This is a genomic window from Arenimonas composti TR7-09 = DSM 18010 (genome assembly GCF_000426365.1).
Taxonomy (GTDB): Bacteria; Pseudomonadota; Gammaproteobacteria; order Xanthomonadales; family Xanthomonadaceae; genus Arenimonas; species Arenimonas composti.
The window spans coordinates 383,971-396,569 of sequence record NZ_AUFF01000001.1; the positions used below are offsets into that span (position 1 = coordinate 383,971).

14 protein-coding genes are annotated in these 12,599 nt (G+C 71.7%); 7 read left to right on the forward strand and 7 right to left on the reverse strand.

Going from position 1 to position 12,599, the window contains the following annotated elements; genetic code table 11:
• Window positions 1–31: 31 nt before the first annotated feature.
• Complete coding sequence (gene epmB / locus K311_RS0101745; protein WP_026815888.1) at window positions 32–1,048, reverse strand: EF-P beta-lysylation protein EpmB; 1,017 nt, start codon at window positions 1,046–1,048, stop codon at window positions 32–34.
• A 92-nt stretch (window positions 1,049–1,140) separates the two neighbouring features.
• Here epmB and efp point away from each other — a divergent pair, with 92 nt between their 5' ends.
• The 6 genes from efp (at window position 1,141) to folE2 (ending at window position 6,299) form a co-directional block, all read left to right on the forward strand.
• A complete protein-coding gene (efp, locus tag K311_RS0101750; RefSeq protein ID WP_026815889.1) occupies window positions 1,141–1,707 on the forward strand; it encodes an elongation factor P in 567 nt (188 codons plus the stop codon).
• Between the two features lie 4 nt (window positions 1,708–1,711).
• Window positions 1,712–3,073 (forward strand): TRZ/ATZ family hydrolase, encoded by a 1,362-nt coding sequence (locus K311_RS0101755; RefSeq protein WP_026815890.1) that lies wholly within the window; start codon window positions 1,712–1,714, stop codon window positions 3,071–3,073.
• Window positions 3,070–3,789 carry a bifunctional 2-polyprenyl-6-hydroxyphenol methylase/3-demethylubiquinol 3-O-methyltransferase UbiG gene (gene ubiG, locus K311_RS0101760; RefSeq protein ID WP_026815891.1) on the forward strand — a complete coding sequence of 240 codons (720 nt, stop codon included), beginning with the start codon at window positions 3,070–3,072 and terminating at the stop codon, window positions 3,787–3,789. Before K311_RS0101755 ends, ubiG begins: the two co-directional genes overlap by 4 nt.
• Window positions 3,789–4,445, forward strand: coding sequence for a phosphoglycolate phosphatase (gph, locus tag K311_RS0101765; protein ID WP_026815892.1), 657 nt, complete (start codon window positions 3,789–3,791; stop codon window positions 4,443–4,445). The genes ubiG and gph overlap by 1 nt, the downstream gene beginning before the upstream one ends.
• A complete protein-coding gene (locus tag K311_RS0101770; RefSeq protein ID WP_026815893.1) occupies window positions 4,442–5,224 on the forward strand; it encodes an isoprenoid biosynthesis enzyme family protein in 783 nt (260 codons plus the stop codon). Before gph ends, K311_RS0101770 begins: the two co-directional genes overlap by 4 nt.
• 103 nt (window positions 5,225–5,327) lie before the next feature.
• The gene (folE2, locus tag K311_RS0101775; RefSeq protein WP_043797508.1) at window positions 5,328–6,299 is read left to right on the forward strand and encodes a GTP cyclohydrolase FolE2; all 972 of its coding nucleotides are present in this window, start codon (window positions 5,328–5,330) and stop codon (window positions 6,297–6,299) included.
• Between the two features lie 21 nt (window positions 6,300–6,320).
• Here the strand turns inward: folE2 and K311_RS0101780 are convergent, their stop codons facing one another.
• The 4 genes from K311_RS0101780 to yidD form a co-directional block, all read right to left on the reverse strand.
• Entirely contained in the window at window positions 6,321–7,895 is a 1,575-nt protein-coding gene (locus K311_RS0101780; RefSeq protein WP_026815895.1) for a peptidoglycan DD-metalloendopeptidase family protein, read from the reverse strand.
• A gap of 64 nt (window positions 7,896–7,959) precedes the next feature.
• Complete coding sequence (locus K311_RS0101785) at window positions 7,960–8,778, reverse strand: M23 family metallopeptidase (RefSeq protein ID WP_026815896.1); 819 nt, start codon at window positions 8,776–8,778, stop codon at window positions 7,960–7,962.
• A complete protein-coding gene (locus K311_RS0101790) occupies window positions 8,775–10,109 on the reverse strand; it encodes a dihydroorotase (protein ID WP_026815897.1) in 1,335 nt (444 codons plus the stop codon). Before K311_RS0101790 ends, K311_RS0101785 begins: the two co-directional genes overlap by 4 nt.
• Window positions 10,106–10,342, reverse strand: a complete 237-nt coding sequence (yidD, locus tag K311_RS0101795; protein ID WP_211223624.1) for a membrane protein insertion efficiency factor YidD — start codon at window positions 10,340–10,342, stop codon at window positions 10,106–10,108. The genes K311_RS0101790 and yidD overlap by 4 nt, the downstream gene beginning before the upstream one ends.
• A gap of 97 nt (window positions 10,343–10,439) precedes the next feature.
• Between yidD and dksA the strand changes: the two genes are divergently transcribed.
• Window positions 10,440–11,399 carry an RNA polymerase-binding protein DksA gene (gene dksA / locus K311_RS17935; RefSeq protein ID WP_081683220.1) on the forward strand — a complete coding sequence of 320 codons (960 nt, stop codon included), beginning with the start codon at window positions 10,440–10,442 and terminating at the stop codon, window positions 11,397–11,399.
• Window positions 11,400–11,466: 67 nt separating this feature from the next.
• Here dksA and K311_RS0101810 read toward each other — a convergent pair whose 3' ends face one another.
• Complete coding sequence (locus K311_RS0101810) at window positions 11,467–11,850, reverse strand: DUF3037 domain-containing protein (RefSeq protein WP_026815901.1); 384 nt, start codon at window positions 11,848–11,850, stop codon at window positions 11,467–11,469.
• A complete protein-coding gene (locus tag K311_RS0101815; RefSeq protein WP_026815902.1) occupies window positions 11,837–12,598 on the reverse strand; it encodes a HipA family kinase in 762 nt (253 codons plus the stop codon). Before K311_RS0101815 ends, K311_RS0101810 begins: the two co-directional genes overlap by 14 nt.
• Between the last annotated feature and the right edge of the window lies 1 nt (window position 12,599).

A 12,599-nucleotide genomic window follows, 5' to 3' on the forward strand; every position in this document is an offset into this window, starting at 1 on the left:
CGGACTGATAACACCATCACGGAAACGGGTCTCAGAGGGGCAGCTTCGACGCTGCCCCGGCGACTTCGCGCACCAGGCGCGGCAGCAGATAACCGGGCAGCCGCGCCGCGAGTTCGGCATGCAGGGTCCGGGCCCGTTCCGGCGCGACCTCGAAGTGCGCCGTGCCGGCGACACGGTCGAGCTGGTGCAGGTAATAGGGCAGGGTGCCGGCGGCGAACAGCCGCTCCGACAGCTCGGCGAGCACGCCGGCGTCGTCGTTGACCCCGCGCAGCAGCACCGCCTGGTTGAACAGCGTCGCGCCGGTATCGCGCAGGGCCGCCAGCGCCTTCGCGGTGGCGGCGTCGATCTCGTTGCCGTGGTTGGCGTGGACGACGACCACGCGCTGCTGCGGCAGCGACGACAGCCAGGCCAGCAGTTCCGCGTCGACCCGCTCCGGCAGCACGATCGGCAGCCGGGTGTGGATGCGCAGCCGGCGCACATGCGGCAGGGCGCGCAGTCCCTCGCTGAACTCGGCGAGCTTGCCGGTGGCCAGCGACAGCGGGTCGCCGCCGGACAGCAGGACCTCGTCGATCGAGGTGTCCGCGGCGAGCCACTCCAGCGCCGCCCGCCAGCGGTCGGCCGCGGCGGTCTCCTCGGCATAGGGGAAGTGCCGGCGGAAGCAGTAGCGGCAATGCACCGCACAGCTGCCGGTCGCGACCAGCAGGGCGCGGCCCGCGTACTTGTGGATGATGCCGGGGCCGCCGCGGGCGGCGCCGTCGCCGACTGCGTCCAGGTCGAAGCCGGGCACGATCCGGTCCTCGTCGTCCAGCGGCAGCACCTGGCGCAGCAGCGGATCGTCGGGGTCGCCCGGTCGCATCCGGGCGACGAAGCCGCGCGGCACGCGCAGCGGGAACTGCTGCGTCGCGGCCGCCGGCAGCCGCGCGGCGAGGGCCGGCAGGCCGAGCAGGGCCAGCAGCTCGTGCGGGTCGCGGACGGCATCGCGCCAGAGTGCCTGCCAGCGTGGGGCGGCCGGGACGGGCTGCGTGGGAAGGGACTGGGCGGTTATCATGTCCGGCTTGGACGAGGGCCGACCGGCCCGCGAAAACGACATTGTAGCCGCAGGCCGGGCCCGGCCGTGGCGATCCACGAGGAGCAGCACCGATGGCCAGCTACGGCATGAACGACGTCAAGAACGGCATGAAGATCATCGTCAACGGCGACCCGTGCGTGATCACCGACACCGAGTACGTCAAGCCGGGCAAGGGCCAGGCCTTCACCCGCGTGAAGTACCGCAACATCAAGAACGGCCGCGTGCAGGAAACGACGATGAAGTCGACCGACTCGCTGGAAGCGGCGGACGTGCTCGACACCGACATGCGCTACCTGTACAGCGACGGCGAGTACTGGCACTTCATGGACGCCGAGACCTTCGAGCAGGTGCAGGCCGACGCCGCCGGCATCGGCGACACGAAGAACTGGCTGAAGGGCGAGGAGGACTGCGTCGTCACTCTGTGGAACGGCACCCCGATCGCGGTGCAGGCGCCGAACTTCGTCGAACTGAAGATCGTCGAGACCGACCCGGGCGTGCGCGGCGACACCTCGGGCGGCGGCGGCAAGCCGGCCCGCCTGGAGACCGGCGCGGTCGTGCGCGTGCCGCTGTTCGTGAACCAGGACGAGATCATCAAGGTCGACACCCGCTCCGGCGAGTACGTGTCGCGGGTCAAGTAAGCGGATGACGAGCCCGGCGCCCGCGGCCGTCGGCCAGCCCGAAGCCGTCGACCTGCTGATCGAGGCGGGCTGGGTCGTCCCGGTCGAACCGCAGGGGGTCGTGCTCACCGACCATGCGGTGGCGGTGCGCGGCGGCGACATCGTCGCCGTGCTGCCGCAGACCGAGGCGCGCGGCCGTTACGCCGCCGCCGAAGTCGTCAGCCTGCCGCAGGCGGCGCTACTGCCGGGGCTGGTCAACGCCCACTGCCACAACCCGATGACCCTGCTGCGCGGGGTCGCCGACGACCTGCCGCTGATGACCTGGCTGCAGGAGCACATCTGGCCGATCGAGGGCAAGGTGATCGGGCCGGAGTTCGTCGCCGACGGCGCCGAGCTCGCCGTCGCCGAGATGCTGCGTGGCGGCACCACCACCTGCGCCGAGAACTATTTCTTCCCGGACGTGCAGGCCGCGACCTATGCGCGCCTGGGCTTCCGCGCCGTCGTCGGCCTGCCGGTGATCGATTTCCCGACCGCCTGGGCGCGCACCACCGACGAGTACTTCGACAAGGCCCTGGAAGTGCACGACAACTGGCGGCGGCATCCGCTGGTGTCGACCTGCTTCGTGCCGCATGCGCCCTACAGCGTGTCCGACGCGGCCTTCGAACGCATCCGTATGCTCAGCGACCAGCTCGACCTGGTCGTGCACTGCCACGTGCACGAGACGGCGCAGGAGAACGTCGACGCGATCGCCGCCCACGGCATGCGCCAGCTGGCGCGCCTGGACCGCCTCGGCCTGGTCAACGCGCGCCTGATGGCGGTGCACATGACCGACCTGACCGAAGCCGAGATCATGCTGTGCGCCGAGCGCGGGGTCAGCGTCGTGCACTGCCCGGAATCCAACCTCAAGCTCGCCAGCGGCTTCTGCCCGGTGCACCGGCTGCAGCAGGCCGGCGTCGAGGTCGCGCTCGGCACCGACGGCTGCGCCAGCAACAACGATCTCGACATGTTCGGCGAGCTGCGTACCGCCGCGCTGCTCGGCAAGGGCGTCGCCGGCGACGCCGCCGCGGTGGACGCCGCGACCGCCCTGCGCATGGCGACGCTGGCCGGCGCCAACGCGCTGGGTCTCGGCGAGCGCATCGGCTCGATCACGCCGGGCAAGGCGGCCGACCTCGTGGCGGTGAACCTGGCCCAGGTCGAGACGCAGCCGCTGCACCACGTGATCTCACAGCTCGTCTATGCGGTCGGCCGCCACCAGGTCAGCGATGTCTGGCTGGCCGGTCGCCGCCGCCTCGCCGGTGGGCGCCTCGTCGACATCGACACCGAGGCGCTGCTGGCCAAGGCCGAACGCTGGCGCGGCCGCATCGCCGCGCTGAGGGCGGCGCCGTGAACCACGACGCAGGCGCCGCCGCGACGAATGCCAGCGCCGCCGAGCTGGCCAAGTTCGGTGCACTGGCCAACCGCTGGTGGGATCCGCAGGGTCCGCAGAAGCCGCTGCACCAGCTGAACCCGGCCCGGCTCGGCTACGTCCGCGACCGCATGCCGCTTGCGGGCGCGCGCGTGCTCGACGTCGGCTGCGGCGCCGGCCTGCTCAGCGAGGCCCTGGCCCGCGAGGGCGCCCGCGTCACCGCGCTCGACCTCGCCCCGGAGCTGGTCGACGTCGCCAAGCTGCACCTGCTCGAATCCGGCCTGCAGGTCGATTACCGCCTGCAGTCGATCGAGGAACTCGCCGCCGCGGAGCCGGAAGCCTTCGACGCCGTCGCCTGCATGGAAATGCTCGAACACGTGCCGGACCCGGCGGCGATCGTCGCCGCCTGCGCGCGTGCGCTGCGCCCCGGCGGCCGGCTGTTCCTGTCGACGCTGAACCGCACGCCGGAAGCCTTCGCGCTGGCGGTCGTCGGCGCCGAGTACATCACCCGCCTTCTGCCGCGTGGCACCCACGACTACGCGAAGTTCATCCGCCCGTCCGAACTGGCGGCCTGGCTGCGTGCCGCCGGCCTGCAGCTCGAGGACGTCAGCGGCCTGGCCTACGACCCGATCCGCGGCACCGCCCGGGTCGGCGGCGCGGCGCGGGTCAACTACCTCGTCTGCGCGGTGAAGCCCTGATGCCGCCGTTGCAGGCGGTCCTGTTCGACCTCGACGGTACCCTGGTCGACACCGCGCCGGACCTCTGCCACGCCGTCAACCGCGTGTGCGCCGATCACGGCAGCCCGCCGGTGCCGCTGGAACGCCTGCGTCCGGTGGTCAGCAAGGGCGGACGGGCGATGCTCGCGGCCGCGCTGCCCGACGTCGCCGAGGCGGCGCGCGAGGCGATGATCCCGCCCTTCCTCGACTATTACGCGCAGGCGGTGAAGGTCGACAGCGTGTTGTTCCCCGGCGTCGACGCGCTGCTCGGCGCGATCGAGGCGCGCGGGCTGCGCTGGGGCATCGTCACCAACAAGCCTGAAGGGCTCGCGCGCGCCGTGGTCGACGGCTTCGGCTGGACGCAGCGCTGCGCGGTGCTCGTCGGTGGCGACACACTGCCGCAGCGCAAGCCCGACCCCGCGCCACTGCGGCATGCCTGCGCGCAGCTCGGCATCGCCGCCGACGCCGCGCTCTACGTCGGCGACGACGAGCGCGATGTGCTCGCCGCCCGCGCCGCCGGCATGCCGGTGGTCGCCGCCGCCTGGGGCTACCGGCTGCCGCACGAGGACCCGGTGAGCTGGCAGGCCGACCGGCTCTGCGCCGATGCCGGCGCCGTGATCGCCCTGCTGCCGCCGTGAGGCCGGACCGCCCCGGCGGCGATGCCGCCGCGATCGAACACTTCGTGCACAAGTGGTTCGCGCGCGAGCCCGAGATGGCGCTGGCCGAGGTCTATTGCCCGCCGCCGCTGCGCCCGCGTTTCCGCGCCTGGGGGGCGCTGCTGCACGAGCTGCGCGAGGCCGCGTTCGAGCTCAGCGATCCGCGCATCGTCGCCAGCAAGCTGCCGTGGTGGGCCGAGGAACTGCAGCGCATCGGCGGCGGCGAGGGCCGGCACCCGCTGGCCGCGCCGCTGGCCGGGCCGGGCCTGCCGTGGCGCGGCCTGGCTTCGGCACTGCTGGCGACCGTCGCCGACGACAGCCGCCCGGCCGATCCGACCGCGGCGATCGCCCAGCTGCAGCCGCTGGCGGCCGCCATCGCTGCGGTCGAGGCCGGCCTGTTCGGCGCGGCGGCGCCGGTGCCCGGCGCTGATACCGCGATCGCCGTGCACCTGCTGCAGGAACGCCTGCCGCACGGCCTCGCCGCCGATGACCAGGCGCGCCTGCCGATGAACCTGCTGGCCCGGCATGGTCTCGACGTCGCGGCGGTCGCCGCCGGCCAGGGCGAGGCGCTGTTGCGCGACTGGGCGGGCGAGCTGCTGGCGGCCGCACCGGAACGCCTGCCGGGGGCGCCGCTGCTGCGGCGGCTGCGGCTCGGTTTCGACCGCGCGCGGCTGCAGCGGCTGCGTGCCGGCCGCGGTTTCGCGCCGCCGGCGCCGCTGGCCAGCGTGCTGCGCGGCTGGTGGATCGCGCGGCAGCAGTGAAGGCCGCCGCCGGCAATGCTTCGTTGCGTCCGCCGCGCTTCAGCCGCGTTGACGTAGGCTGCGCCCGCCCCAAACCCTGCTGAAACCTTTCCAGGAGCCGTCGATGGCCCCCTTCGACCAGACCAGTACCGCCCGGGCACTGCCCGACATCGCCGCCGACGGCCGCCCCGCGCTCGCGGGCGCGCTGGACTGGGTCGGCATGGGCCGGATCGAGATGCCGGTGTCGCTGCAGGCCGACGACGGCCGCGTCGTCACCAGCCCGGCGAAGGTCGACGCCTTCGTGAACCTGCGCCGCGAAGACGCGCGCGGGATCCATATGTCGCGCCTGTACCTGCACGTCGACCGGATGCTGTCGGCCGAGCCGGTGACCCCGGCCGGCCTGCGCCGGTTGCTGAAGGATTTCCTGGAATCGCATGCCGGGCTGTCGGACCGCGCGCTGCTGCGCCTGCAGTTCGATCACCTGGTGCGACGAAAGGCGCTGGCCAGCGACAACAGCGGCTGGAAGGCCTATCCGGTGACCCTGACCGCGGTGATGGAACGCGGCCACTTCGCGCTCGAGCTCGGCCTGCAGGTGCAGTACTCGAGCACCTGCCCGTGTTCGGCGGCGCTGGCGCGGCAGCTGATCCAGCAGCAGTTCTCCGCTGATTTCGCCGCCGGCCTGCTCGATCGCGAAGCCGTGCTCGCCTGGCTCGGCAGCGAGCAGGGCATCGTCGCGACCCCGCATGCGCAGCGCAGCATCGCCGAGGTGAAGCTGCGCCTGGTGCCGGCCTTCGCCGACATCCCGATCGTCGGATTCATCGACCGCATCGAAGCGGCGCTGAAGACGCCGGTGCAGACCGCGGTGAAGCGTGTCGACGAGCAGGCCTTCGCCCTGCTCAACGGCCAGAACCTGATGTTCTGCGAGGACGCCGCCCGCCGCGTGCAGCAGGCGCTGGACGTCGACGAGCGCATCGCCGACTTCCTGGTGCGGGTCGCGCACCAGGAAAGCCTGCATCCGCACGACGCCGTCGCGGTCGCCAGCAAGGGCGTCGCCGGCGGCTATTCGACGCTGCCCGACGGCCTGGTACCCCGCTGAGCCGCGGCAGCGTCCGCGACCTCAGTCGCAGCTCAGGCCCACCGTCCGCCCGAGCCGCTCCAGGTTCAGCACCTGGCTGCCGTCGATGCCGTCCAGTTCGGCGACCGCGGTTTCGCAGTCCACGAAGGTGATGCGCGCGGTGCCCCAGCCGGGTCGCTGGATCTGCGCCGGGTCGAGGTCGGTCCAGCGGCCACCGGTGGTCTGGTACAGCTCGAATTCGACTTCCTGGTTGAAGTCGAACCGGCCCCAGCGCTGCGCGAGCAGGAAGAAGTTGCTGCCGTCGTCGTGGTGGCCATAGAAGAACAGCAGCACCTGTTCGTCGTTGAGCCAGTGCAGCTCGAAACCCTGGCCCGAGGTCGCCGGCTCGAACCAGGCGCCGATCAGACCCTTCATGTCCGGGATCGCCTGGGTGCTGTTGCCGACGCGGAAGTAGTGGCGGGTCGTCACGCCCTGGTAGCGCGCCTCCCATTGCCACAGCCCGTGCGGGGCGTTGCCGGGCAGGGTGTATTCCCAGTACCAGTAGCTGGCGTTGTACACCGGCTGCGCGCCGGGCACCGCCGCCGTGTCGAGGTTCCAGCTCGTGAACACGCTGTTGTCGGGGCGCAGCACCCGGAACTCGCTCAGCTCGCCATAGGCCTGGTCGCGGTAGGCCGCGAGGAAGATCACCTTTTCGCCCGGATTGAACTGGTCGCGGAAGTTCGGCACGTCGGTGCCAGGCATCGTCGTGCCGCTGCAGCTCGGCTGCACCGGCGGTGCATTGTGGGTCGACAGCCGGTTGATCGCCGGCTGGCGGTAGGGGCGCTGTTCCGCCCAGGCCGACGGCGTCGTATTGCAGGCGCCGTTATGCGGCTCGATCACCGCCGCGTTCGCATTTTCGTTGGCGCGCAGTTCCAGATGCAGGTGCGGTCCGGTGGAGACGCCGGAGCTGCCGACCCGGCCGAGCACCTCCCCGACCGCGATCGCGCTGCCGATCGGCCGCGTGGTCACCGAACCGTTCTTCATGTGCAGGTAGCGGGCGATCGTGCCGTCGGCGTGGCGCACCGTCACGTAGTTCGGCGTGTCCGGCGCGTTCATCGAACACGAGCGGTCGTTGTTGCCGTCGGCGCGGCCGACCAGGGTGCCCGGCGCGACCGCGCGGACCTCGACCGCGCCCTGGTCGAGCAGCATCCACGAGAATGGCCAGATGAAATAGTCGACGCCACGGTGGTTGTAACCACCGGCGGTGTCGTAGGTGCGGGTGCCGCAGGTGTAGTCGCGCAACTGCCCGATCGTCGGGTTCAGGTCGACGAAGTTGGAGATGCCGTGCCAGTCGGTGCCAGGCGTCTGGCCGCGCGACAGCGGCCACTGCAGCCCGGACACCTTCGGGATCACGCCGGCCTGCGCGGCCGGCAGGCGGCCTTCGGCGCGCAGGCGGGCGATGTTGGCGGCCGCTTCCCCGGCGAGGCGGCGGTCCAGTGCTTCCGAGACGTGGTCGGCGGCGTCCTGCGGTGCGAGCGCGCCGCCACCGTCGGGTTGGCGCGCGGTGGCGGGCAGGCTGGCGAGGCCGAGGCAGGCGAGGGCGGTGACCGCGAGGCGGGCCGGGATCGAATCGCGCATGACGCATTCCCCTGGACGTGAGCCGCGGCCAGCATAGCGCCGTGGCCCGGCGCCGGCACGGGTCTCAGTCGGCGGGGGGCAGCAGCACCTGCGGGTCCACGCGCACGTCGAACCAGTTCATGCCCCAGTGCATGTGCGGCCCGGTCGCGCGGCCGGTGGCGCCGACGCGGCCGATCACCTGGCCGGCCTCGACCCGGTCGCCGACGGCGACGTCGATGCGGCTCAGGTGCAGGAAGTTCGAACTGACGCCGTGGCCATGGTCGAGCAGCAGGGTACCGCCGGTCAGGTAGAGGCCGGGATCGGCGAAGGTCACCACGCCGGCCGCCGGCGCCCGCAGCGGCGTGCCGGTCGGCACCGCGACGTCGAGCCCGGAATGCGGCGACTTCGGGGTGCCGTTGTAGATGCGCTGGCTGCCGTAGACGCCGCTGATGCGGCCGCTCACCGGCCAGCGGAAACCATGGGCGAAATCGCTGCGGTCGTCGTCGCGTTCGCGCGCGGCGCTGACACGGGCCTGCTCGCGGGCGATGCGCGCGGCGATCTCGGGATTCGGCGTCACCGTCGCCTGGTCGACGCCGTCGACGCGCTCGATCCGCCAGTTGCGCGGTGTCACCGCGCGTTCGATCGTCTCCATCGTCCCGTCCGGCGCGAGCACGGTCAGCCGCACCGGCCCGGACTCGTCGCGGCCGACGCCGAACACGAAACGGCCTTCGCCGTCGACTCGAAGCCTGCGCTGGCCGTAGACGACCTGGCTGCCCGGCGTCGTGCGGCCGATCACCAGATCGCCCTGGGCGACCCTTTCCGGAAGCCCGGTCGCGGCCGCGGCGACGCCGGCGACGCCGGCGAGAAGAAGCACGAGCGTACGCAGCACCGGTCCGGACCTCATCGCGCGAACGCCAGGCGGCGGCCGTTGGCCGCGCCGACGAGACGCTCGCCGTCCCAGGCGAGCTGGCCGTTGACGAACGTCGCGGCGACCGAAGTCGAGAAGCTCTCGCCCTCGAACGGCGACCAGCCGCAGCGCGACAGCACGTCCTCGCGGCGCACGGCGCGCGGCCGCCGCGGATCGACCAGCACGAGGTCGGCATACCAGCCTTCGCGCAGGAAGCCGCGCTCACGGATGCCGAAGCGGATCGCCGGCGCGTGGCAGAGCTTGCGCACCAGGTGCGGCAGGCTGAAGTGGCCGTCGCGCACCTTGTCGATCGCGCAGCCGAGGAAGTCCTGGACCAGCGGCAGCCCACTCGGTGCCTGCAGATAGGGCTGCTGCTTTTCGGCGAGGGTGTGCGGCGCGTGATCGGTGGCGAGCACGTCGATGCGGTCGTCGGCGACCGCGCGCAGGATCGCCGCGCGGTCCGAGGCTTCCTTGATCGCCGGGTTGCACTTGATGAAGTTGCCGCGGGTCGCGTAGTCGGCGCGGGCGAAGTGCAGGAAGTGCACGCAGGTCTCGGCGGTGATGCGCTTGCCCTCGACCGGGCCCGGTTCGAACAGTTCCAGCTCCTCGGCGGTGCTGATGTGCAGCACGTGCAGCCGGGTGCCGTGCCGGCGCGCCAGCTCGAGCGCGAGCTTCGTCGACTTGATGCAGGCCTCGCGCGAGCGGATCTCGCCGTGCAGGTCGACGGGCACGTCGTCGCCGTACTTCGCGCGCACAGCGGCGAGGTTGGCGTCGATGATCGGGGTGTCCTCGCAGTGGGTGATGATCGGCACCGGGCTGTGCGCGAACATCGCATCGAGGATCGCCGGATCGTCGACCAGCATGTTGCCGGTCGAGGCGCCCATGAAGATCTTCAGGCCCGGCGTCGTCGCCGGATCGATGCGCTTGACCGCTTCCAGGTTGTCGTTGCTGGCGCCGAAATAGAAGCCGAAGTTCGCGCGCGAGCGACCGGCGGCGCGGCGGTATTTGTCCTCGAGCGCGGCGTCGTCGAGCGTCGGCGGCTTCGTGTTCGGCATCTCGAGGAAGCTGGTGACACCGCCGGCGACCGCAGCCGCGGGTTCGCTCTCGAGATCGCCCTTGTGTTCCAGGCCCGGTTCGCGGAAATGCACCTGTGCGTCGATCACCCCGGGCAGCAGCCACATGCCGGAAGCGTCGCGAACGTCTTCGCCGGGCTCGGCGGCCAGTTCGGGGCCGATGCGTTCGATGCGGTCACCGCGCACGCGCAGGTCGGCCTCGAATTCGCGGCCATCGTCGACCAGGCGGGCGTTGCGGATCAGCAGGCGGTTCATGGCGGGTCCTTCTTCCAGGTTTCCGGCACCGGGTCGTAGCCGCCCGGGTGCAGCGGGTGACAGCGGCAGATGCGGCAGGTGCCGAGCCAGCCGCCGCGCAGCACGCCGAAACGTTCGACCGCCTGCATCGTGTACGTCGAGCAGGTCGGATGGAAGCGGCAACGGGGCCCTAGCAGTGGGCTGATGAAGAGCTTGTAGGCGCGCAACAGCAGGAGGACGAATTTCTTCACGATTGCGCCGGCAGAGCGGCGAGACTAAGGTTGCCGCTCGATGGGGACTAGGCTATAACACGCCGCCTTCGAGCCTCAAGGAAAGAGAGGGAACGACGCAGTGGCTACCAGGAAGACCGCGAAAAAGGCCGCCAAGCCGGCCGCCAGGAAGCCCGCGAAAGCGGCCAAGTCCAAGCCGGCCGCAAAGCCCGTGAAGAAGGCCGCGAAAGCGGTGAAGAAGGTCGCCAAGGCGCCGGCGAAGAAGCCGGCGGCGAAGCCCGCCGCGAAGAAGGCGGTGGCCAAGGCCACGAAGCCGGCGCCGGCGAAGAAGGCCGTCACGAAGCCGGCAGCGAAGCCCGCGAAGCCGGCGCCTGCCGCGAAGGCGGTGGCCAAGCCGGCCGCGAAGGCGGTATCGACGAAGGCGGCGCCGGCGAAGACCGCTCCGGCCAAGGCCGCTCCGGCCAGGCCCGCGCCGGCCAAAGCCACGCCGGTGGCGAAGGCCGCCGCGAAGCAGGAGACCGCGGCGTCCAGGGCGAAGTCGGCGGCGACCCCGGCGGTCGCGCGCGCGGTCGAGCCGGCGGGCAAGTCCGGTGGCGTCCGCGCCGGTTACGTGAAACCGGCGGTGCCCCGTCCCGAGCGCCTGAAGCCGGTCGTCAGCCCGCGTCCGGGTCCCGTCGAGCTGCCGAACGGCTACAAGCCGAGCGCGGACGAGGAATACATGAACCCGATGCAGCTCGAGTACTTCCGCCGGCGCCTGCTGGCCTGGAAGGAGGATCTGGTCGAGGAGTCCAAGCAGACGATCGAGAACCTCAAGGAAGAGGTGCGTGACGTCGGCGACGAAGCCGAGCGCGCCAGCCGCGAGTCCGAGAATTCGCTCGAGCTGCGTACGCGCGACCGCTACCGCAAGCTGATCAGCAAGATCGACAGCACCCTCAAGCGCATCGAGGACGGCAGCTACGGCTACTGCGTCGACACCGGCGAGGAGATCGGCCTGGAACGCCTCGAGGCGCGCCTGACCGCCGAACGCACGATCGACGCGCAGGAGCGCTGGGAACACCGCCAGAAGCAGATGGGCGACTGATCCCGCGGCCCGTTCGCGTCAGCAGGAAAGCCCCGCCCCGGCGGGGCTTTCCATTGGCGGCGTCGGTTCAGCGCACCAGCCGGTCGAGCAGGCGTTCGAGCGTGCGTTCGGGGGCGTCGCAGCGTCCGGTGTGCACCGGCGAAGTCTGGATGATCGAGCTGCGCTTCGCGGTCAGCCAGTGGAAGCGCGCACGCAGCGGCAGCGCACCGATCGGGCCGGCATCCGGGCCGCCGGCGCAGATCGCCGGGATCGCCTCGAGGTGCCGGCGCACGAGCTCCAGGTCGACCTCCGGCGCGAGCATGCGCAGCCTGGCCTCGTCCAGTGCGATGCGCGCGCCGAGGAAGCCGGAGGCCTGGCAGGACAGGATCACGCCGGCATTGATGAACTCCTCGCGCTCGATGCGCGGCACGACGCGGATCACCGCGTAGTCGTAGGTGTCAGCGGCGCGCATCGATCGCCTCCCGGACGAAGTCGCGCCGGGCCAGGCGCGCCAGGAAGTAGGCGAGGTAGGCGGCGCGGCGCCGCGCCGGGTCGTGGCCGTCGGCGTCGTCGAACAGCACGTCGGGCACCGCGGCGATGATCGTCGCCAGCGTCGCCTCGTCGAGTTTCGCCGCGGACGCCGCGTCGACCCCGGCGAGCTCGGTCGCGCGCGGGAGGAGCACGTGCTCGGCGATCATCGGGAACGGCCGCGCCGCGACCCGCGTGTCGCCATCCCAGCCGTGGTGGAAGTACAGCGCGGCCCCGTGGTCGATCAACCAGGGCCGGCCGTGCCAGACCAGCAGGTTGGTGTTGCGGGCGCTGCGGTCGACGTTGCTGACGAACGCATCGAACCAGACGATCCGCGACGCCGTCCCGGCGTCGACCTCGTCGACCGCCGGATCGAAATTGATCGAGCCGGGCAGGAAGTCGAGCGCCACGTTGGTGCCGGCGCTGGCGCGGATCAGTTCCTGGATTTCCGGGTCCGGTTCGGTGCGGGCGAGGTCCGGGTCGAGTTCGGCGAGCACGATCTCCGGCACCGCCAGGCCGAGCGCGCGGGCGATGCCGCCGGCGATCACCTCGGCGATCAGCGCCTTCGGGCCCTGGCCGGCACCGCGGAACTTGAGCACGTACAGGCCGTCGTCGTCGCCTTCGACCAGGGCCGGCAGCGAGCCGCCCTCGCGCAGCGGCGTGACGTAGCGGCCGACGACGATCGTCCGCAGC